We start from the raw sequence: 20,976 nt of genomic DNA, 5'->3' as shown, positions 1-20,976 counted from the left end.
AGGATAGTGAGTGAAGCGATGCTATCAGATATCCTCAAAAAGCGGGGACCGATAAAAAAGGTGGGGGTCCTCGGCATGGGCTATGTCGGTATTCCGGCAGCGGCACTGTTTGCGGACTCCCCGCAGTTCGACAAAGTGTACGGGTTCCAGCGGGATTCCCCTTCATCGGGATACAAGATCGCCATGCTCAACCGCGGGGAGAGCCCGCTGAAAGGGGAGGAGCCCGGGCTCGAAGAACTGCTGACAAAGGTCGTGGCCGCAGGCAAATTTTCCTGTACTTCGGACTTCTCGAAGATCCGGGAACTGGACGCGGTCACGCTCTCCATCCAGACCCCGTTCCTGAACAAGGAGGACCTGCTACCGGATTTCTCTGCCCTGTTCGAAGGGATACGAAACGTTGGCCGCAACCTCTCGCCCGGCATGCTGGTCGTGCTCGAGTCCACGATCACGCCCGGGACCACAACCGGCGTCGCCCGCGGGATCCTCGAGCAGGAGTCCGGGCTCGTGGCCGGCAGGGACTTTGCCCTTGCCCATGCACCGGAGCGGGTGATGGTGGGACGACTCCTGCGCAACATCCGGGAGCACGACCGTATTGTCGGGGGTATCGATGAGACGAGCACACGGCGGGCAACCGAACTTTATACCCCGGTCCTGACGACCGGGAAGGTGATCCCCATGACGGCAACGGCCGCTGAAGTGACGAAGACTGCGGAGAACACCTTCCGCGACCTCCAGATCGCCGCGATCAACGAGCTCGCCCTCTACTGCGAGGCAATGGGGATCAATGTGTACGATGTCCGGACCGGTATCGACAGCCTCAAGGGAGAGGGGACCACGCGGGCGATGCTCTGGCCGGGTGCCGGTGTCGGGGGGCACTGCCTTCCGAAGGACACCTACCATCTCGAACGCGGCGTGCAGCAGCTCGGGAAGGACCTGCTCGATTACCCGGCAGGAGAGCCGTCACTCTATGTCCTTGCCCGGCGGATCAATGACTTTATGCCCACCCATATGTTCCGGCTCACGAAGGAAGCGCTGGAACGGGCGGGACGGCCGCTCAAAGGGGCGAAGGTGGCGGTCCTCGGGTGGGCGTTCCTCGCTAACTCCGACGACACCCGGAACACCCCCGCGGAACCGTTCCGCGACCTCCTCATCGGTGAGGGTGCGGTCGTGTCGGTTCACGACCCGTACGTTGCCGGATATCCCGGAGTGCCAATTGTCCCGTCGGTCGAAGAGGCCGTGAGGGGTGCCGATGCGGTCGTGATCTTCGCCGGCCACCACCAGTACCGGACGCTGGTTCCGCAGGAGCTCAAGCGGTTGTCCTGTAAAAAGCATCCGGTGATTGTTGACGGGCGGAACATGGTTGATCCGGATGCGTATATCCGGCTCGGTTTCATCTACAAGGGGATCGGGCGCGGGGACAAGAACGGGCATGTGATTGTGGAAGGGTAATTCTTCCTTCACAATGTGCATCACTTTTCTCTAAAATATACGATAGCCTTACGCGCAAAACGCCTCGTCGGGTTTTGCGCTAGCAATTACCTGTTTTTGCCATGAACCGTTATTGAGCCGCTGCGGGAAGGCAATCGTCGCTTCAGCAAGGATTGGCTGGAGAAGAATTCATGAGAATTCTTCGAGTGCGCCCCGTCGGGGACAACCGGAGGTTGTGGAGAAGATTTTCTCAAGATAATACATAGTTAACTGTGTTCAATTCTGAAAATTATCTCTTTGTGCTTTTATCTCTGTGAGTGCTCGATAGGTCAGGAGAATGTGGGCGGCGCGGTAGGCAGGGGGGGCGGCCCCAACGGGGCCGCCCGCCCGCCGCGCCGTTTTCTCTCTATTACCTGTTGTGAACATCCGATAGGGATGAAATGAGTTAATTTATGGAGTTGAAAAAATGGTTCGTCCTCTTGAATTGGATAACGAAGCAAATGTCCTCTTTGAGGGTTTGAAGGTTCATGCTGCTGTTAGAGTCGAACATCTTACTTTGAGCGTTCCTAGGGGCTCTGGCATTGATTTGGAGAAGAGTTTTCAATCCTTAATTGTTCGAATAGTTGGGAAAAATAACAAAAGCAAGATTCAATACGCTGGTGTCCTTGTAGATAATCCTCCTGAACATGCTCATATCCTCTGGGTAAAACCATACGTTCGTTGGAATCGTCTCAATGCGATTTGGGCGGATATCATTAAGGCTCATCCGATGATTGTCTCAAAAACAGTCAAGGGTGATAAATCGAAAAGAAATGATGTCCGTCGTTTGGTGTATTACTTGGTAGAAGATCAGAGTCATCATTGTGTTCCTCTTCGGTTTTTCCATTCTTCAAAGTGGTTAAAAAAGCCAAAATTGACCAAAAAACTGGTTGAAAAACAGTTAAAAGAGCAAGAATCTCTTTCGGAGGTTTTGACATATGACTGATGTTTTTTTTAAAAATCGTCGTCGTTATTGCTCTGATTGTGAATTGGCATTGAGAAAAAAATGGAATGTTTGGCAATGTCCTGGGTGTAAAAAAGTTTTTACAACAAATTCGCCTGGTGGGTCTAATAAAGATGAATTGAAGGGGCTTTAACATTCTTTTAAGTCGAGGGGAGGGTCGAAAGACCCCGACCGCTCGACCCCCTATCATATTTTAGGAATGGAGTCGATGAGAAGTTGTGTGTGGAAATCTCCGTCTTCGTCTTCGTAATCTTTAAAATGCTCTGATATATACTCCTTTAATTCGGGAAGGTTTTTTACAATAAATTCGAAGAGTCCTTCGGTATGTCCAAGTCTTTTCTCTATTTCTTCATTATACTTTTTTAGTTCTTGGGTTTGTTGTTTTAATTCGATGTTTTCTTTTATGATGTTTGTTAAAATCCCCTCATGAGTTTGAATTTTTGCTTTAAATTCTGATTCTATTTCCTGTAATTCCTTGGGTGTTTGAATAGTTACGAGATGTTGACCTTTGAGGTATTCTTCAGCAAGTTGTTTTTTTGTATATCGGCGATATGCATCGGTTAGATATCCTGCGTGACCTGCGAGCATCTCTCCGATTTCCTTTGAGATAATAAGCGATAATTGGCTGATAAAGAATTTCCTTAATTGGTGGTAATGCAATTGTTTTCTATTGGTTGTTTTATCTCGTGAAAGTAGGTTTGCTTTCATTAGAGCATTATCCCATAAAACACTTGCATTTTGGTCACTGAATGGGAATAATCGTCCGTCGTCTTTTCCTGTTTTCAGATTTCCTCTTCCACTTTTTACTAAACCGTTGTTTCGGGTTGCTGATGTTCGGATATACTCGGTGCGAACCTTCAACCATTCATTAACGGCTTGTGCTGCTTCTGATGACATGAAAGTGATTCGATTATCTCCCGTTTTTGAGTTTTCTCCTCGAATGGTGATAATTGTTGGATTGGTCTTAAAGTCAATATCGTCAAGAGTTACGGATAAAGCCTCGTTGATTCTCATTCCTGATGATGCAAGGACTAAAACGAGTGCTTTTCCTTTGACATCGAGATGTTGAAGAATTGTTCTGATTGTCTCGATATCCATATCTTTTTCGATAGTTCTGGTATTTCCTTTTGGTAGTTTGTTGCGGATAAATTTCAGGTCTTTTGCAGGTAGTTCGACGTTGTAATGATTGAAAAATTCTTTTACAAAGGTAAAAGTTTGTTTTGCTGATAAAGGTGGGCGTGATTGGAGAGATATGACAAACCCTGCCATATCATCTGAATATTTTCGTTTTTCTTTGAGGTATTTATCAATCAGTTTTTCATATTTGATTCTTTCTTCTGGAGTTACACGGGTTCCTTTTCTTTGTTTGCCATAAATGAAATCAATAAAAGAAAAGATTGCTGCCGAATAGCCGATTGCTGTTGATTGATTATCATAATGTTTTAAGTAATCTGCAAGTTTTCCCATAATTCCCTCCCTTTACTTGAATATTGATTTTTTCTTATTTTTCCATAATTGATTGTGGAAATGTCTAAATACAATTGATACGCTGTTACTTTGAGGTATTTGGCATAGAGGGTAATAATAATTTTCATGCTAAATCACAGTTTGTTGTGTGTTATCTCAAGAAAATCTTGGACTGCAGCGGTAACCCTCCCAAAAAGTGTATGGGCGCATCAGCCCCCATCAGAGATCAAAAGCTGTTGAAAAATTTTCATTGGAAAACAAATCGCGACAAAAAATTTTCAACCACCCCCTCAGACCCTCATCAAAAATTTTCAACCGACCCCTGGCACCTCGGCCCGGGCAGCCACGCCGGAGAAATTGGTTTACTGTTAGATAAATATCCAACAGTTGGATAATTATCCAACAGTTGGCAGGTTATCTTACACCCCTGGATCGCGACAAAAAATTTTCAATCACCCCCCACCCCCCTCAGGGCCTCCCGTTTTTCTCAAGGATCATGCGCACGAGCGAGCTTGTGGAAGGATCGGAAAAGAGCCGGAACGCGATCTCTCCGCGTTCGGTAATCCGGTAACTCTTCTCCCGCCGGGTATCCGGGGAGACCCGCTCTTCGACAAGGGCGGCATCTTCGAGCGAATGCATCAGGGTTGACAGCGTCCCGTGCGTCATCTCGGCCGCCGGCTTCCTTCCGCGCTTGTATGTCACCGGTTGTGCAACTGGATCGCCGGGTTTTACTTTCTTCGTGCGGGATGGAACATACACGGACCAGAGCTGCTTGTAGATATACTCCCTCTGTATCCAGTTACGGGTCCCGTCATCCGGATCTTTTGGGTTTTTCCTGAGGAGAATCGCGAGGATCGTCTGGTAGTTCAGGTTCGCCAGCATGGTGCGAATCGGGCGGTCCGGGAGCGGGACGTTCCTTGCTATTTTCCCGCCGAACGTGGCGCAGACATCCGCGTTCAGCCACGACGCAAAGGAGAGGGTGGCCATGCAGAGCTCTTTCGATCCCCCGGAGAGGTCGAAGGTGAACCGTGCGCCCGGGTTTTCCCGGGCGATCTTCGTGAGGATGTCCCGGACGGACTCGTACACGGGAGGGAAGACCAGTTGCCGCGAGAAGGGGATGGAGAGCGATTCGGAGATCTCCTTCACGGCGTCGACTGCATGCCGGATTGCAAGCCGTTGTTTCTCGATCTCGGGATTGGACGAGAGAGTGTACGTCTCGCTGTCCGCAAGGACGTACGTGTGGGTGATGACGGGGAGCGTGCGGAAGATGGCCGGGTACGCGGTATGTATGTTTTCGCCGGCACTGATGATGTGGACGTGTTCGCCCGTTGGCATGGAGAAGTGTCTGGGAGGGGTGGTTTAAATTGTTGTTTGTTTATATTGTTCGGCTTATTTTGAAAAGGAATGGATCTCTCATTTCCTCGCGATCGTCACGTACCCCGAGTGACAGACAGAGGTGGAAGGCCGGGTCCCCCGCTTCGACCGGGTCATCTCCCGTTCGATCAGCTCGTGAGTATGGACTTCGGAGAACCGCTCAGAAGCGGCATCGACCACGATCGCCATCTGTTCGAGGAACGGGGTGTAGCACGCGAGATATCCGCCGGACCGGAGCAGGGAATACGCGTGCACCACATGATCTATCTGGATCTGCATGTCGAGGTGCACGACATCAAAAGTCCCTTCGGCGGCAAGGAAATCCTTCGCCACCGCTTCGACATTCGTGAGTTTTGCTTCCGTGATATTCTTTATCGCGAGCGTGGAGAACTCGGGACGCACTTCGTAGGTCTTCACGGTCTTCGCCACGCCGCCGAAATAGATCGCCGCGATCCCGCTGCCGGTGCCGGCATCGAGCACGTCATCGTTGTGGTTCATGCCGGTATACGCGATAACGAGGCCGATGTCCTTGGGGAGCATCGGTGCGCCGGAGCGCTTGCCGTACGTGAAGAAGTCCGTAGGCCTCGGTACCCGGACGGTAAATTCAGAACCGGAATGGGTGGTGATGATGTCCCCGGCGCTCTTCCCGACAATGGCGGCAAGGTCCAGCTGGCCCTTGTCGGTGCCGAGAGAGCCCTGCCCGGCCTTCACAAAAAATTCCCGTCCTGCCCCGACGAGCAGGACACGATCGCCCGCTTCGATCATCACGGTGCAAGCCGCATGATCGCTTCGGCGATGTCGCCCTTTGTCGCGACCAGGGCTTCCCGTGCCTTCTCTTCAGAAACATTGGCCTGTGCAGCGACCATCGTCACATCCTCTTTCGGGATTTCCAGCGCTCCGGCCTCGAACCTTGGGGTGCCAACTACCTGGTACGTGGTCTGGCCCTGCATGGTCATGGCCGAGACTTCTGCGGAGTCGAAGATCCAGTTGCCCTTCGGCGTCTTGATCACGATACTCTGCACATCTTCAATCTGCTCGACATTCATGCCGAGCTTCTTCATCATCGCCTTCATCTGGCGCGGATTGATGTTTCCCGGAAGCATCCTTCTCACATCCCTGCCGTACTCTTACCGCTACTCCGTAATTAAATGCAAGCATCTCCGGCCCTGAAATCACCGCAGCGCCGCAGGCTATCACCCGATCACCGCCGGCAACGACCATGACGTCGTCTCCCGCGCGGATTTGCGGGTCGGCCCCGGTTACGTGTTTGGCAAACGCGTTCTTTCCCTTTGCCACAAACTCCGCCACATCGTCCCGTATCGTGACCCGGTAGCCCGGTGCAGGGAGGGCTTCCCGGAGCCGGTACGCCCCTTCGATCCCGAGGGTCAGCCTGCCGTCTGAGGCCCGGACCGTTGCAAGGCGCACCCCTCCGAACAGCACCTGCCGGATCCGGCCGGTGGTGGAGAAGATGAACGTGCATCCCTCCGGGAAGATGGAGGGCCCCACGTAGCCGCCGAACTGGAAGTCAGCGATGGTCTGGACCCGCCGCAGCAAACTGTTCTCCGAGTATCCTGTTGACACGAACGACAAACTCCTGTTCCGCTGTCTTCGGGATATATGCTCCCGCTGCAATCTTATGTCCTCCTCCCCCGCCCCCGTATTCTGCGGAAGCATCCGAGAGCGCCTTCTGGAGGTCGATGCCTTTCTCAACGACCCGTTCCGTGGTCCGCATCGAGACCTTGGTCAGGTTCCGGTCCTCCGGGACCTCGCACATGATCAGGATCGGTTTTTTCGCGTTCAGTTTCGAGAGCGCCATCCCCGCCCCGATCCCGACGATGGTGTCGGGATACTTCCCCCCGACGTGGAGGTACTGGAGGTTCTCCAGTTCGCGGACACCGGTATCCACGATATACTGGAGCAGCTCGCGGAGGATCGCCCGGTGGTTGTTGAGCATATGCTCCGCGTCCCGGTATGCGGTCCCGCGGTCGCCCCGGAGGATCGCCCCGCCGATCTGGGGTTTCGACCAGCGGCCGCAGGCATTGAGGAGGGTCGCGTACTCCTGTGCATTCCTAAGAGGGGTCCTCGGGATCTCGCCCGGGAACCGGTACGTCTCCGCGAGCAGGCGGTCGACTTTCTCCCCGTTTGCCATCAGTTGCTGGGCGAGCGCCGAAATGATGGTCCTGCGATCCTCATCAGACAGCTCTTCCCAGACATACCACCGGCCGTCCGGGCTCTGCTGCCGGATCCCGAGTTTTTTTAAGAACTGGCGGGCACCTTCGGGATTGTTGCTGATCCCTTTGACGAACGGGTCATCATTATAGGCAAGCGAGAGGTGGATCGGGCGGGTCGCCGTGCCGTAACAGTTGAGGTCTTTCTTATGGACCTCCACCGACCCGTGCTTCATCCCGTCCTCGACAATGATCTCACGGGCGGGCCCGACAAGCCCGCACTTCTCCCGTGCCATCATGTCGCCGACATTCCCGACAACCGCGAGCTGCGCGAGGTCTATGTTAGTGCAGTCCAGCTGCTTGGCGACCATGTACGAGACGCCGGCGGCGCTCATCCGGGTATGCCCGTAGGGCAGGCAGTTGACCTGCGTGTAGTCCCGTTCGCAGGGCTGGCTGACATGGTGGTCGATGATGAGGACCTCTTTTTCAGAAAAACCGCGTTCGAGCATCAGGTTCTGCTGGCCGGCGCCGAGGTCAGAAAAGATCTTGAGCGAAGAGTCGGCCGGAACCTGCGGCATCGTGAGGGGTTCGAGCTGGCGCACAAAAACCGATTTGACCGGGATCTCCAGCCGTGAGATCGCCTGTGACAGGATCGCCTCGCAGCTGATGCCGTCCGCATCGATGTGGGAGATGATAGTAATTTCCGGGGCCGTTGCAATCTGCTCTGCGGCTGCCTTTACATCATCACAAAAACCCATTGCCTAATATTTAGGGAGTTCATACACATGAATTGTACTCTCTATGCGACCCGACCCGTCCGAATGGTTTTCTGAAACAGGGCTCATCACGCCGGAGCGGATGCGTGCAGTGGATGCAAACGCGGTGGCACTGGGCGTCACTGAGCTCCAGCTGATGGAGAGCGCGGGTTGCGGGATTGCAGAAATGGTCCTCGCCGACCATCCCGACCGGGTGCTTGTCCTCTGCGGGAAAGGGAATAACGGCGGGGATGGGATGGTCGCGGCCCGCCACCTCCGGCGCCATGTGACAACGGAGGTCTGTTATCTCGATCAGGGACAGCGGAGCAGTGCCTGCGAGCACCAGCTCCGCACCCTCACCCATTCGCGGATCGCACTTCACCCGTTCGCCTCCCGTGACGATCTCGAACCCCTTCGTCCGCTTTTCGAAAAGGCGGACATAATCGTTGACGCCCTGATCGGCACGGGCGTGAGCGGCACGATCCGGGAACCGCTCAGGACCTGCGTCGCGATGGCGAATGCCTCACGGGCGAAGATCATCGCTGCTGATATCCCGACACCCGGCATGCGGGCGGACCGGATCTGCGCCTTCCACCGTGCGAAGCGGGAAGGGTCCATTGTGATCGACATCGGCATCCCGGTCGAGGCCGAGTGCTTCACCGGTCCCGGGGACCTCACGCTTATTCCCTCACGCAGGAAAAAGGCGCATAAGGGCAATGGCGGGGAGATACTCATCATCGGTGGCGGTCCGTACCAGGGAGCGCCGTGGCTTGCAGCGCTCGGGGCGCTCCGGGCAGGTGCGGATATCGTGCGGATTGCATCGCCGGTCTTCGAGCCGATCCCGGACCTGATTTACGAGCGACTGGAAGGGAAGGTGATCGGGCCGGAGCATACCGAACGGCTGATCACCCTTGCGGAGAAGGCGGACGTGGTCGTCTGCGGAAACGGCATTGGCACGGAGAGTCATGATGTTGTCACCGCCATTGCGCCACACTGTAAAAAGGCGGTCTTCGATGCCGATGCCCTGCGCCTTCCCCTGCCCTCTGCCAGGGAAGAGACGATCTATACCCCGCATGCCGGGGAATTTGCGCGTATCACCGGCGTCACCCTCCCCGAAGATACCCTCGGACGGGCCCGGGCAGCGCAACGTGCCGGTATCAAAGGGACTGTGGTCCTCAAGGGACACATCGATGTCATTACGGATGGCCGACAGGTCCGGTTCAACCGGACCGGCGACCCTGCGATGACGGTCGGGGGGACGGGTGACGTGCTTGCAGGTATTGCAGGCGCGTTGCTCTGCCGGCTTCCTGCATTCGATGCGGCCTGCATCGCCGCGTATGTCAACGGGAAAGCGGGACAGGCCGTTGTTGCGGAACGGGGCGGGGGGATGCTCGCTTCGGATATGGTGGACAAGATCCCCTCGGTTTTATTCAGGAAAGGTGCATGAATGGCAGAGTTTACCCATATTAAAAACGATCGGGCACAGATGGTGGACATCAGTAACAAGGGCGATGTCGTGCGTGAGGCAACGGCGTCGGGCAGGATCTACCTGCGTCCCGAGACACTTGCCGCTATCAGGGAGGGGACGGTTGTGAAAGGCAACGTGCTCGCAACAGCCCGCGTGGCGGCAACGCTCTCGGTCAAGAACACCCCGGCCCTGATCCCGATGTGCCATTCCATCCCGATCAGTGCGATTACGGTGGATTTCACGGAAGGGGACGGGTTCATCGAGACCTCCGTGATGGTGAAGTCAACCGGGAAGACCGGCGTGGAGATGGAAGCGCTGACCGGGGTATCGGTTGCGTTGCTCACTGTATGGGACATGGTGAAGTCTGCCGAGAAGGACAAAGACGGGCAGTACCCGGTGACCCGGATTGAGGCGATACGGGTAGTTGAGAAGAAGAAGGGGAAGTGACGTCTCTCCCTTCTTGCCAACGCATGCACCCTTTAATACCCCTCAGGTTGTAGTATATAGGAATGCGGGATGCGTCCCGTATCAAAGGAATGTAGCCCTCTTTGGGCCGAACCTTAGGTGATTACCATGGTAAAATCGATGTACGCCTTCGTCAGGGAGGCTTGGAAGAGACCTGACAAGACAGAGGTTGCAGAACTCCTCTGGAACAGGATGCAGGTATGGCGCCGCGAGGGCAGTGTTGTCCGCGTTGAACGACCGACCCGCATTGACCGCGCACGCTCGCTCGGCTACAAGGCCAAGCAGGGCATCGCCGTTGCACGCGTCCAGGTGCGCCGCGGTGGCCGCAGGGCGTCCCGGTACGTCCGTGCACGCCGTTCCGCCCGGATGGGCAAGAATCGGCTCACTGCCGGCAAGAGCATCCAGCGGATCGCCGAGGAACGTGCATCCAAGAAGTTCCCGAACATGGAAGTGCTCAACTCCTACTGGGTAGGGCAGGACGGGAAGCGGAAATACTACGAGGTCATTCTCGTTGACGGGCACCACCCTTCAATCAGGGCAGACAAGAACCTCGCATGGCTTGCAAACCCGACCCACCGCGGCCGTGCCGAGCGCGGCAAGACCTCGGCAGGAAGGCAGGGACGCGGCATGAGGACACGGGGCAGGGGTACCGAGAAGACCCGGCCCAGCATCCGGTCCCATGCGAACCAGGGCAAATAATCTTAATCTTTTTTCACGAATGTTCCCTTATGAAAATCACCGATGCAGGAATTTGTCCGTTCCCGAACGGGGATTCATCGGTGCGCAGGCTTGCGCTGGAAGCAGCGGCGCTGGGGTTTGACAGCCTCGTTGCCATCGATGCGCCTGCCGCGATGTATGGAGACGTTGAGGTTAGGACCGGCCTGTTCATACGCAATGCCGGTATGAAAGATGTCATCGCGCAGGTCAAACGGGCAAAGGACCCCGGCACCATCATCTCAGTGAAAGCCGGGGATGGCGGGTTCAACCGGGCGGTGGTCGGCCTCCGCGGGATACATATTCTCCGGGGGGTCCATGCGGCCGACAAGAATGGGTTCGACCACGTGACCGCGAAGATGGCGGCGGACAACCGGGTCGCCATCGATATCGACCTCTCGGTCATCATCGCAGGACGGGGGATCGCGCGGCAGCGGGCGATCCAGCGCTACCGCGACGTGCTCGTTCTCGAACGTCGGTTTGAGTTCCCGCTCACGGTCTCGACGTACGCCCGGTCGGTGCTGGAGCTGCGCGCAGTCCGCGAGATCAGTGGTCTTGGCTCCGTCCTCGGCATGGACATACCGGATGTGGAGCGGGCGCTTGCGGGTGTCAGGACCGTTACCGTGCCGACGGAACCTGCCGTCAAGGTGGTATCATGACCGTCCGTCCCCCCACGCTCCGCGACAAGCGCCGTTACGTTCTTGTCAGGGTCGATCCCCCCGGGACACCGATCGATCAGAAGGAGCTCTATTACGCGATATCAGATGCCATCACCGCACTCTGGGGCGATGCAATGGCAGCCGTGATCGTGCAGGCCGTGATCTGTGTCGAAGGAGATTATGTCGTGATCCGGTGCCGGCGCGGGACCGAACGCGAGCTCACAATCGCGCTCTCCACCATCACCATGTACCGCGAAACAAAGATCGCCCTGCGGATCATCGCGGCATCCGGCACCATCGATAGTCTCCGGGACCGGATGAAGGCCCCGGTGACAACGGGTGCTGCGGAAACGCCGGCCGGGGAGTGCCGGTTTGGCGGGAAGGAGTACCTCGTCGTATATTGTGACGGTCAGAAGATTGATGTAATTGAAAAGGGATTTAAAAATACACACCGATTGTTCTTGACAAGAGAAGATCTGGAGGAACCATAATGCAACCACAATACCAGATGGGATATGACCGGGCCATTACCGTATTTTCACCCGACGGAAGACTCTACCAGGTGGAGTATGCCCGGGAGGCCGTGAAACGCGGTACCACGGCAGTAGGGATCAAGGCAAAGGACGGCGTCGTTCTGATTGTTGACAAGCGCGTCAGCTCCCGCCTGCTCGAGGCGTCGTCGATCGAGAAGATCTTCAAGATCGACGAGCATATCGGCGTCGCGTCCTCCGGCCTTGTCGGGGATGCCCGTGCGCTGGTCGACCGGGCACGCGTAGAATGCCAGATCAACCGCGTCTCCTATGATGAACCGATCGAAGTCGAGGCGCTCTCGAAAAAACTCTGCGACCACATGCAGAACCTCACCCAGTACGGCGGCATCCGCCCGTACGGCACGGCCCTCCTGATCGCAGGTGTCAGCGACGGGGAAAGCCGGCTCTTCGAGACAGACCCATCCGGCACGCTCCTCGAATACAAGGCGACCGGCATCGGCATTGGCCGGCCTGCTGCGATGAAGGTTTTCGAAGAGGAGTACAATCCCGAATCGGCAATCAAGGACGCAATCCTGCTGGGCCTGAAGGCGCTGCACTCGGCAACCGAAGGCAAGTTCGATGTCGATACGGTCGAGATTGGCGTCATCGGGAAAGAGAAACCGGCATTCCGGAAGATGAGCCGGGAAGAAGTCGCCTCGTTCGTGGAACAGTTCAAGCCGTGATCGCATGATACCGCTCGACCACGCAGTGGTAGCCCGGCTCGAGAGTTTCGGGGAACGGTTTGAGCTCCTCGTCGACCCGGATAAGGCAGCGCTGGTGCGGCAGGGCCAGCCCGTGGAGATCGAAGACGTAGTAGCCGCGCTTAACGTCTTCGGCAACGCTTCGAAGGCAACCCGGGCTTCCGATGAAGCGCTGATGAAGGTGTTCCACACCACGGATTTCAATGCCGTGGCGCGGAGGATCATCGTGAAAGGCGAGATCCACCTGACGGCTGAGCAGCGGAAGCGCATGGTGGACGACAAGCGCCGCCAGGTAATCACCTTCATCTCACGGAATTCCATCAACCCCCAGACCGGCCACCCCCATCCCCCGCACAGGATCGAGATGGCGATGGAAGAGGCCCGGGTGAACATCGACCCGTTCAAGCACCTCGACGAAATGGTTAAGGAGACGGTCAAGGCGTTACGCCCGCTCCTCCCGATACGGTTCGAGGAACTCCGGCTCGCGATCAAGATCCCGCCGGAACTGGCAGCAAAAGCATACGGCGATATTGCGGCCGGATCCACCATGGAAAAGGACGAGTGGCTGAAAGATGGCTCATGGGTCTGCGTGGTGCGTATCCCCGCGGGGATCCAGGGCGAGTTCTACGATCTGGTCAACAAGCTCTCCAAGGGCGAGGGGCAGGTCAAGATCCTCAATCAAGTATATTAATTCAGACGACAAATAAAAGAAGACAGATCGGTGGGTATCCATCATGGCAAAGACAACGCAGAGAGCAAAGGGAAAAGTGACCGGCAGCGCAGGACGTTTTGGCTGCCGGTACGGAAGGTTCGTCAGGAAGAGGGTATGTGACATCGAGAAGATCTCGCGCGCCCTCCACCGCTGCCCGAAGTGCGACATGGAATCGGTTGCTCGCAAGGGCACGGGCATCTGGGAATGCCGCAAGTGCGGGTACAAGTTCGCCGGCGGTGCATACCAGCCCCAGACCCCGTCGATGAAGATCGCGCAGCGTGCGATCGACCGGACCGTAGAAGAGATCAGGAAATAAAGGATATTTTTGCTATGGCAAGTTCCTACAAGTGTGCACGGTGCAAACAGAAAGTCGAGATCGACGTCAACGTACGGTGCCCCTACTGCGGCCACCGGATCCTTTTCAAGGAGCGCGGTGCGGCGATCAAGGAACTGAAAGCCCGTTAAACCAGGGCCACGGCCCGGAAAATACCTATATCAGCTTTTTTGTCAATATTCCAGTGAGGGCAACCCATGCCACAGCACGAAGCAGTCTTCCGGTTTACGACAGTGCATGCCGGCCGGATCTACCAATCGCTCTTACCGGAACTTGCGGACGAGGTAAATCCACGGTCCGTTGTGGAATGCCGGCTTGAAGGTGACGATACCATCGTCCTGACGGTGGCGGCACAGGATACTTCATCGCTTCGCGCTGCGCTCAACATGTACCTGCGGCTCGTGAATGTAGCCGATGAGATGCAGGACCTGTAACAGGAACTGGGAAGCAAAAAGGACCCGGGCAGGAACCTCTCTGCTATCAGTATTGGAAAATCGGGAAAAGTAAAAAATCAATTCCTGCGAGTTCTCCCCGCATCAGGGCCTCTCCGAGGCACGGCGGGGCGGTAAGGTTTTTCAGTTACTGATCCGCCGCGGGGGCGCCCTGTCGGGCTCGGCGGCGTCCATCATGACTGCGTGTATCCCCATGTTCAGGGGCTAACCCTTTTTTATCATCGGCACCGATATTCTCTACAGGAATTTATCATGAACAATATCTCACCCAAAGTCCAGAACCAGCTGGGTATGCTCCAGCAGATCCAGCAGCAGCTCCAGACGATCCTCCAGCAGAAGGCCCAGTACGAGATGGCTGTCCGTGAAGCCAAGCGTGCACAGGAAGAGATCAGCGATGCTGCTGAAGATGCAGTCATGTATATGAGCGTTGGCACCGTGATGATGCAGAAGAAAAAAGAGGTCATCAACGCCAAGCTCGTCGAAAAGGTAGAGACCCTCGAGCTTCGCATCAAGTCCCTGGAGAAGCAGGAGAAGATGCTGCAGGGCAAGTTCGAGCAGCTGCAGGCACAGATAAAGTCCGCTCTTGAGGGCAAGGGCACCCCGAATGCGGCGTAAATTCTTTTTTAATCATCTGTAAAAGCGGACCAGAACGGTTCGGGTTCACTCAGCAATCATTACCATAATGAACTATGTGGGAAACGACAACATCAGACTCCTCAGGAATTATTTAAAAAATCATTGGCAACATTACACCCGGATGCAAAAACAAAAAACCATTACGTCTCCGGCATCAGATCATTAATCATGTCTGCCTGCCCGGGGTTCATGGACCAGGACCCGGCGATGCGCCTCCTGGTCATCAAGATGGCTGCCGACCATGCGTCCCGGGCACACCGGGGTCAGTTCCGCAAGGACCGGAAGACTCCGTACATCACCCACCCTGCCCGTGTAGCAGGGCTTGTTGCCATGTTCAACGGCTCACATGTGGCGGTGATCTCCGCGTGGCTCCACGACGTGTACGAGGACTGCACCCCCGAATGGATCACGCGGACGGACGAGTTTGTTGCCGGCCTGCCACTCTCCGATGACGAGAAGGGGGAGATCTCCGTGATCGTTGAGGCCCTGACCAAGAAGAACACGATCAAGGGCAAAGCGGGACGGCTCACGGACAGCCTCGACCGGATCCTTGATGCCCCGCCCGAAGCGACGCTTGTCAAGCTCTGCGACCGGATCGACAATCTCCTCGACTCGGGCGACCGCAATGGCGGCTTCACGAAGCGCTACCTTGCATCGACCGATGAGGTGATTGACAAGCTCTCGGTGCGGGCCTCGCTCTACGGCTATCACTGCGCTCTCGATGCGCTTGTCACGATCCGGAACTCAAAGTTAAAAATGGAGTGAGATTATCCGGGTTCTTTTCCTTAGACCCGGTTGATCAGGTTCACTGCATTGACCAGCGCCTCGACCGATGAGAGGACAATATCGTCGCCGCTCCCGCTGGCATCGAAGATCTTTCCATGCTCATCCTCGACAGCGATCGTGACATGGCACATCGCGTCCGAGCCGCCCGAGATCGCCTCAATGTTAAACTCGGTGAGGTGGAGCTTCGAAGGGGTGATCCCGAGGATCGCCTTGAGCGCCGCATCGACCGGCCCGTTCCCTACCGCCGAGAAGACATGCTCCTCGCCATTCACCATCGCCCGGACGCTGGCAGTCGGGATCGCATGGTTGCCGGTCATGATCGCAATGTCCTGGAGGTCGAACACCTTGTGATTGAGCTCGATGCCCATCGTGCTCTCGGCGATCTCGTAGAGGTCGGCATCGGTGACCCGCTTGCCGCGGTTCGCGATCGCTTTCACCTTCTCGATAATTACATCGAGCTGCGGATCGCTCGGGTCGATATGGACATCGGTAAGCATCTGGCGGACCGCATGCCGTCCCACGTGCTTGCCGAGCGTGAGCCGCCGCCGGTGGCCTACCATCTCGGGGGTCATGATGCCCGGTTCGAAGGTGGCCGTGTTCCGGAGGACGCCGTGCGAGTGGATGCCACTCTCGTGCGAGAAGACATTCTCGCCCACGACTGGCTGGATGGGCGGGATGCCGATGCCGGAGAACCGGGAGACGAGGCGGGACGTCTCAACGAGCCGCTCCTTCACAATACCGGTCTTTATCCGGTAGATTGACTCCATGATCATCACGGTCTGGGCAAGGTCGGCGTTGCCGGCCCGTTCGCCAAGCCCGTTCACGGTCACCTGCACCTGCGAGGCGCCGGCCTCGACCGCGGCGATCGTGTTGGCGACCGCGAGGCCGAAGTCGTTGTGGCAGTGGACATCGATCGGGCACTTCACCTCCCTGTTGATGCGGGCGATCAGCATCTTCATCGCGGATGGCGAGATGACCCCCACCGTGTCCGGCACGTTGATGATCGTGGCCCCGGCGTCGGCAGCGGTCTGGAACACCTCGATCAGGTAGTCCCAGTCTGTCCGCGTCGCATCCATGGCGGAGAACATGCAGAGATCGGAGTGCTTCCGGACGTGGCCGATGATATCGGCCGTGATCTCAAGCACTTCCTTCCTCGTCTTGTTGATCGTGTTCTCCCGCTGGATATCCGAGGTCGGGATGAAGACGTGCACCATGTCGACATTGCAGTCAAGGCAGGTGTCTACGTCGGCTTTCACGGAGCGGGCGAGCCCGCAGATCACTGACTCAAGACCAAGCTTTTTAATAGCGGTCACGGTCTCCTTCTCGGCCTTCGAGGACGCAGGGAACCCTGCCTCGATTGCATGGACGCCGATGTCGGAGAGCTGGCGTGCGATCTCAAGTTTCTGTTCAAAGGTGAATGCAATCCCCGGGGTTTGTTCTCCATCCCGGAGCGTAGTATCAAAAACAGTCACATCTTCATGCGCCGAGCTATCGGTGAAGAAGACGATCCCCCGCAACATCCTTGCGAGCAGTCATACAAACATAATGGGCATGTGGAATATATAAACAATGCCTGCACCGCTCCCGAATTCGCGGTTTTTACGGCGCGAATGCGGGGGTTGTTACGATATGTTTAATAGCAAACTTGCCCTACATTAGTAGCGCAGTGCCCCGCCTTAACTCAGCTTGGTAGAGTGCGCGGCTGTAGTATGGTTTGCCGATTCAGGCAACTGCGCGGCTACCGCGATGTCCCCGGTTCGAATCTGGGAGGCGGGATAACTGTAAAAATGCCCAGGTAGTGTAGCGGCCTATCATGATTGCCTGTCACGCAATCGACTCGGATTCGAATTCCGACCTGGGCGTTCTTGTTTTAGGGATTCTTCAGTAAAGTAAGGATCTTTTCCATTTTCGTTTGGTTTACACTCTCCGTTCTGTGTGTCCACGACGGCACGAGATACATTAAAGGTAGGGCTTTCAGCACTAGTGTTTAAACTTGGTGTAAACTGTTCCTTTAGTGATGCGTCCAATACATCTGGTTTTAAGAAGCAAGTCTGTATGAGAAATTGTTGGAAAAAATTACTTTTTATTTTATACACATAGTTTTTTAGGGGGCATAAAACGGACTGAGGAAATGCCTTATTTTGTTGAAACAATGTCAGAATCAGCCAATCGTAAAAATAGTATCTTTTTATTTTTGGTCATTAATGAATAATTACGTTAAAGCAAAGATATTTTGGATAAAAGTAAGGATGTTTCATTATGGGATTATTTGATATTTTCTCCAAAAAAAATGATAACTTACCTAATAAAACGGATGATCCGTATGGTCAATATGTAAACGCAGCTTGTGCTTATTTCCAACAAGATGATTATTCTGAAGCTGCCGCTTTCTTTGACGCGGCGATTGCAATCAATTCAAACGACCCCAATATATGGTGGCTTCGTGGTATTTCGTTAGTAAAGATGGAGGAATATGAAGAGGCCCTTACCTCGTATAACAAATCACTTAATCTCAACCCAAATTATCAGAGGGCATGGAGAGCCCGCGGAGAGGTATTAGATGATCTCTGTCGTTGTTCAGAAGCGGTTGCATCATATGACAAGGCAATTGCCATTGATCCAAATGACGCAGAAGCGTGGAGTAACCGGGGAGTTTCATTTCGTAATCTCGGCATGTTCAATGAAGCAGTTGCATCATATGATCGAGCGATTGCCATCGATCCAAGTCTCGCCGCTACATGGGATAACCGCGGATATGCGTTACGTCAACTTGGCAGGAATGAAGACGCAGATGCATCATATGAAACGGCAATCTCTCTTCATAAAAAACAGATTTAACTATTCGACATTCTCTTCTTGTAATTTACGAAGGGGGTGTCTCCCGCCAACCCCCCACACCCATATGGGGGGGTTAGCACGATTTGAAAACAAAACAGAGGGGGGGTATGCCGGATATCCCCCCACTCAAATGTGGGAATTGTGCAATATTGCATACCCTTCTGGGCGGTCGTGAAAACAGATATCAGACGGAACGGCTCTTTCCGTAGGCTACTCAAAATTGATCATGGGGGGTCTGATCCAGCCAAAGGGGGGGAGGGGTATGCCGGATACCTCCCCCCCCATGCGGGTGGGGGGTCTCCACGAATTAAAATTAAAATGGAGGGGGGGTATACTGGATACCCCCCCTACTAGAAGCGGGACTTCTTCTCAATTTCGGTTACATAAAAAATTCATTAGCCATGCGATTGCCTACGCGCAAAACGCCTGTCGGGTTTTGCGCTACCAATTTACCTGAACGCAAAACTTGGACCGGCACCTGATCTGCCGCGGGGGCGCCCCGCCGGGGGCGGCGGCGTTCATCATAAAAAATAAGATGAGAGTCTCTCGTCATCGTAGTATCGACAATATTCCCTTTACATAACCTTCACGGTATACATATCCGTGCAGAGCTACCCGTTATTATCGATATGCAATGGTATTTGGGAATCAAGGGATGAAAAAGAGATTAGCTGGAAGGTGTCGGCTGGATCAGCAGGCGGCCCCGTGACGTGAGCCGGAGGATAATCTCGCTGCTGGATTTCCCCCCGTCAAGATATCGCTTGGAGAGGAGGACCCTGACACCGGACCGGACACTGTTCTCGCTGTGGCCGGGATACAGTTTCTGGACTACCTGGCTGATGTGACAGCTCTGCTTCTCTGCGACAGCGCGGAGGATGTCAAGATGTACTGGAGTTGGCACAAAAATTTCAGGTGTCTCAAAGGAGATTGCTTTCATGGTGGTTTCTTTCATACGGCGTCCTGGTGATAAAGAAAAATTCGAAGGGTCTCAGATGGTTGAGAACGAATCACCATAATAGTATATGCTGTTTGAGATGAAGTAACCATTGATAAAACCGGGATGTTAACCGGGATATGCCCCCGGCCGGTTCCCGGATCGCTTTTATATATACGATCCTACATCATCCTCGAAGTATGATGGTCAATGAGATAAATTGCAAAAGCAAGAGGGGTCATCATCAGCCCGGTAGAGTGTTTCCCGAGCTCCCGACGGAGGAGGTGAACGTGGTCGCCCCCTACCTATTGTCCCTTGGTCTTCTATGCGGCTGTAAGGATTGCACGGTGCCGGTTATGGCACGTACATGTTATTCCACCAGGTACCCCTTCTCCCTCAGGAACGCGGCGATCCACGGCTCGGCCTCCTCATCCGGCTTCGGCCGTTTACGTTCGATCACTTCCCATACAGAGCGGAGCGCCGGGTCATCAGCGTGCAGGGCAAGTGTGCCAGTGACGTAACCGAGAGGTTTTCCGTCGTGGTCGGCGACTCTCATCACTACACACCGGTAGAACTTGCACTGCGTCGGGCTGTCCCGGTGGATCGTGCAGCGGACGAGATCGCCGTCCGGCCGGAGAAATCGGCAGGCGCCGGGGTGCTGTTCCGGGAAGGAATGGTCCTGGAAGATCTCCCGTTTGTCTTCATCGACCTCTGCCGTAAACGGCGTACCGGTCGAGACAGACTCGCATTCAAACCGGAACGGGCCGGTCTGCCGTTCGATGACAATATAATCGCCAAGATACATGCAGCACTTTCCGCACTGCCTGCAGGTAAAGACCATGTTCACCAGACCTGCTGTACTATCTGGAGGGAAGAAGTAAAAAGGAGATTGTCGGCGGTTTCGTTACCGGATCTTTGCCACCGCTTTCTGTGCTATATCCTTAAGGGCTTCGTAGTCTGTGGTGGTACCGGTCATCGAGATCTTCTCGTACACGTTCTTTTTGGTAAAGATCACCGTGTACGTGACGAGAGTACCATGATCCCCGCTGCGGGTCTCCCGCCAGGCAATGCTCCGGTCACCCTGCAGCGGGAAGGGAACCTGGTAATCGGTGGTATTGTCCTCCAGCGGGAGCAGGGCCTCCTTTTCAAGGGAATAGACCTCCTTAACGTTGTCGAGCGGGTAGAGGTTAATCTCCTGGACAATAGTGGTTATATCGTTCACATCCTTGTCCATCCGGTAGTACGAGACCTGGTATCCCTGCTGCCAGCCAAGGTCCTGGAAGACCTGGCTGATACCAGCATACGCGATGGCCGTCCGGTCCCGGAGAATATAATCCGACGGCAGGTCAGAGAGCTGGAGTGCCATGTCCCCGGCCGAAAGGGTTGCAAGCGGGCTCTCCGTTGTAGGAGTGGCAATCGGGATGGTCGCGTTATTGTGAGGGGCCGGGACGAAAATGCTGGAGAGACAACCTGCTGACCCGGCGCATATAACCGTTAAGATGGCCAGCAGGATAGAAGAACGGTACCCGCGTTCCATACCATACACCATCGC

25 protein-coding genes and 2 tRNA genes are annotated in these 20,976 nt (G+C 55.0%); 17 read left to right on the top strand and 10 right to left on the bottom strand.

Annotated features, from left to right (window positions below):
* Window positions 1-18 precede the first annotated feature (18 nt).
* Together ABSG49_RS10600 and ABSG49_RS10595 are read left to right on the top strand one after the other, a co-directional pair.
* Window positions 19-1,449, top strand: a complete 1,431-nt coding sequence (locus ABSG49_RS10600; protein WP_424026097.1) for a nucleotide sugar dehydrogenase — start codon at window positions 19-21, stop codon at window positions 1,447-1,449.
* Between the two features lie 445 nt (window positions 1,450-1,894).
* Window positions 1,895-2,413: a hypothetical protein gene (locus ABSG49_RS10595; protein WP_424026096.1), complete on the top strand. Its 519-nt coding sequence runs from the start codon at window positions 1,895-1,897 to the stop codon at window positions 2,411-2,413.
* A gap of 204 nt (window positions 2,414-2,617) precedes the next feature.
* Here ABSG49_RS10595 and ABSG49_RS10590 read toward each other — a convergent pair whose 3' ends face one another.
* The 6 genes from ABSG49_RS10590 to recJ form a co-directional block, all read right to left on the bottom strand.
* A complete protein-coding gene (locus ABSG49_RS10590; protein WP_424026095.1) occupies window positions 2,618-3,898 on the bottom strand; it encodes a site-specific integrase in 1,281 nt (426 codons plus the stop codon).
* 468 nt (window positions 3,899-4,366) lie between these two features.
* Window positions 4,367-5,233 carry a hypothetical protein gene (locus tag ABSG49_RS10585; RefSeq protein WP_424026094.1) on the bottom strand — a complete coding sequence of 289 codons (867 nt, stop codon included), beginning with the start codon at window positions 5,231-5,233 and terminating at the stop codon, window positions 4,367-4,369.
* Between the two features lie 78 nt (window positions 5,234-5,311).
* Window positions 5,312-6,037, bottom strand: a complete 726-nt coding sequence (locus ABSG49_RS10580; RefSeq protein WP_424026117.1) for a protein-L-isoaspartate carboxylmethyltransferase — start codon at window positions 6,035-6,037, stop codon at window positions 5,312-5,314.
* On the bottom strand, window positions 6,037-6,375 hold the full coding sequence (locus tag ABSG49_RS10575) for a nascent polypeptide-associated complex protein (RefSeq protein WP_424026093.1): 339 nt from the start codon (window positions 6,373-6,375) through the stop codon (window positions 6,037-6,039). The genes ABSG49_RS10580 and ABSG49_RS10575 overlap by 1 nt, the downstream gene beginning before the upstream one ends.
* The gene (locus ABSG49_RS10570; protein WP_424026092.1) at window positions 6,299-6,826 is read right to left on the bottom strand and encodes a PUA domain-containing protein; all 528 of its coding nucleotides are present in this window, start codon (window positions 6,824-6,826) and stop codon (window positions 6,299-6,301) included. Before ABSG49_RS10570 ends, ABSG49_RS10575 begins: the two co-directional genes overlap by 77 nt.
* Entirely contained in the window at window positions 6,798-8,198 is a 1,401-nt protein-coding gene (gene recJ, locus ABSG49_RS10565; RefSeq protein WP_424026091.1) for a RecJ family nuclease, read from the bottom strand. The genes ABSG49_RS10570 and recJ overlap by 29 nt, the downstream gene beginning before the upstream one ends.
* 43 nt (window positions 8,199-8,241) lie before the next feature.
* Between recJ and ABSG49_RS10560 the strand changes: the two genes are divergently transcribed.
* The 12 genes from ABSG49_RS10560 (at window position 8,242) to ABSG49_RS10505 (ending at window position 15,631) form a co-directional block, all read left to right on the top strand.
* The gene (locus tag ABSG49_RS10560) at window positions 8,242-9,642 is read left to right on the top strand and encodes an NAD(P)H-hydrate dehydratase (RefSeq protein ID WP_424026090.1); all 1,401 of its coding nucleotides are present in this window, start codon (window positions 8,242-8,244) and stop codon (window positions 9,640-9,642) included.
* Window positions 9,643-10,110: a cyclic pyranopterin monophosphate synthase MoaC gene (gene moaC, locus ABSG49_RS10555; protein ID WP_424026089.1), complete on the top strand. Its 468-nt coding sequence runs from the start codon at window positions 9,643-9,645 to the stop codon at window positions 10,108-10,110.
* Between the two features lie 126 nt (window positions 10,111-10,236).
* Entirely contained in the window at window positions 10,237-10,827 is a 591-nt protein-coding gene (locus ABSG49_RS10550) for a 50S ribosomal protein L15e (protein WP_424026088.1), read from the top strand.
* A gap of 29 nt (window positions 10,828-10,856) precedes the next feature.
* The gene (locus ABSG49_RS10545) at window positions 10,857-11,501 is read left to right on the top strand and encodes an RNase P subunit p30 family protein (RefSeq protein ID WP_424026087.1); all 645 of its coding nucleotides are present in this window, start codon (window positions 10,857-10,859) and stop codon (window positions 11,499-11,501) included.
* Window positions 11,498-11,992: an Rpp14/Pop5 family protein gene (locus ABSG49_RS10540; RefSeq protein ID WP_424026086.1), complete on the top strand. Its 495-nt coding sequence runs from the start codon at window positions 11,498-11,500 to the stop codon at window positions 11,990-11,992. Before ABSG49_RS10545 ends, ABSG49_RS10540 begins: the two co-directional genes overlap by 4 nt.
* Entirely contained in the window at window positions 11,992-12,714 is a 723-nt protein-coding gene (psmA, locus tag ABSG49_RS10535) for an archaeal proteasome endopeptidase complex subunit alpha (protein ID WP_424026085.1), read from the top strand. Before ABSG49_RS10540 ends, psmA begins: the two co-directional genes overlap by 1 nt.
* Window positions 12,715-12,718: 4 nt before the next feature.
* The gene (locus tag ABSG49_RS10530; RefSeq protein WP_424026084.1) at window positions 12,719-13,423 is read left to right on the top strand and encodes a ribosome assembly factor SBDS; all 705 of its coding nucleotides are present in this window, start codon (window positions 12,719-12,721) and stop codon (window positions 13,421-13,423) included.
* Window positions 13,424-13,466: 43 nt separating this feature from the next.
* The gene (locus ABSG49_RS10525) at window positions 13,467-13,760 is read left to right on the top strand and encodes a 50S ribosomal protein L37ae (protein ID WP_424026083.1); all 294 of its coding nucleotides are present in this window, start codon (window positions 13,467-13,469) and stop codon (window positions 13,758-13,760) included.
* Between the two features lie 14 nt (window positions 13,761-13,774).
* A complete protein-coding gene (locus ABSG49_RS10520) occupies window positions 13,775-13,909 on the top strand; it encodes a DNA-directed RNA polymerase subunit P (protein ID WP_424026082.1) in 135 nt (44 codons plus the stop codon).
* Between the two features lie 66 nt (window positions 13,910-13,975).
* Complete coding sequence (locus tag ABSG49_RS10515; RefSeq protein WP_424026081.1) at window positions 13,976-14,212, top strand: KEOPS complex subunit Pcc1; 237 nt, start codon at window positions 13,976-13,978, stop codon at window positions 14,210-14,212.
* Between the two features lie 270 nt (window positions 14,213-14,482).
* On the top strand, window positions 14,483-14,845 hold the full coding sequence (locus ABSG49_RS10510) for a prefoldin subunit beta (protein ID WP_424026080.1): 363 nt from the start codon (window positions 14,483-14,485) through the stop codon (window positions 14,843-14,845).
* A 189-nt stretch (window positions 14,846-15,034) separates the two neighbouring features.
* The gene (locus ABSG49_RS10505) at window positions 15,035-15,631 is read left to right on the top strand and encodes an HD domain-containing protein (RefSeq protein WP_424026079.1); all 597 of its coding nucleotides are present in this window, start codon (window positions 15,035-15,037) and stop codon (window positions 15,629-15,631) included.
* Between the two features lie 20 nt (window positions 15,632-15,651).
* On the opposite strand, the gene ABSG49_RS10500 is transcribed toward ABSG49_RS10505, so the two are convergent.
* A complete protein-coding gene (locus ABSG49_RS10500) occupies window positions 15,652-17,172 on the bottom strand; it encodes a 2-isopropylmalate synthase (protein ID WP_424026078.1) in 1,521 nt (506 codons plus the stop codon).
* A 150-nt stretch (window positions 17,173-17,322) separates the two neighbouring features.
* Between ABSG49_RS10500 and ABSG49_RS10495 the strand changes: the two genes are divergently transcribed.
* From ABSG49_RS10495 to ABSG49_RS10485, 3 genes are all read left to right on the top strand, one after another.
* Window positions 17,323-17,428, top strand: a tRNA-Tyr gene (locus tag ABSG49_RS10495).
* 13 nt (window positions 17,429-17,441) lie between these two features.
* Window positions 17,442-17,514: transfer RNA gene (locus ABSG49_RS10490), tRNA-Asp, on the top strand.
* 397 nt (window positions 17,515-17,911) lie between these two features.
* The gene (locus ABSG49_RS10485) at window positions 17,912-18,490 is read left to right on the top strand and encodes a tetratricopeptide repeat protein (RefSeq protein ID WP_424026077.1); all 579 of its coding nucleotides are present in this window, start codon (window positions 17,912-17,914) and stop codon (window positions 18,488-18,490) included.
* Between the two features lie 667 nt (window positions 18,491-19,157).
* Here ABSG49_RS10485 and ABSG49_RS10480 read toward each other — a convergent pair.
* From ABSG49_RS10480 to ABSG49_RS10470, 3 genes are all read right to left on the bottom strand, one after another.
* The gene (locus ABSG49_RS10480; protein ID WP_424026076.1) at window positions 19,158-19,442 is read right to left on the bottom strand and encodes a hypothetical protein; all 285 of its coding nucleotides are present in this window, start codon (window positions 19,440-19,442) and stop codon (window positions 19,158-19,160) included.
* A gap of 352 nt (window positions 19,443-19,794) precedes the next feature.
* A complete protein-coding gene (locus ABSG49_RS10475) occupies window positions 19,795-20,265 on the bottom strand; it encodes a YkgJ family cysteine cluster protein (protein ID WP_424026075.1) in 471 nt (156 codons plus the stop codon).
* Between the two features lie 63 nt (window positions 20,266-20,328).
* Window positions 20,329-20,961, bottom strand: coding sequence for a hypothetical protein (locus ABSG49_RS10470; RefSeq protein ID WP_424026074.1), 633 nt, complete (start codon window positions 20,959-20,961; stop codon window positions 20,329-20,331).
* Between the last annotated feature and the right edge of the window lie 15 nt (window positions 20,962-20,976).

This window comes from Methanoregula sp., assembly GCF_049510175.1.
GTDB lineage: Archaea > Halobacteriota > Methanomicrobia > Methanomicrobiales > Methanospirillaceae > Methanoregula.
This window is presented reverse-complemented; position numbering and strand designations above follow the sequence as displayed.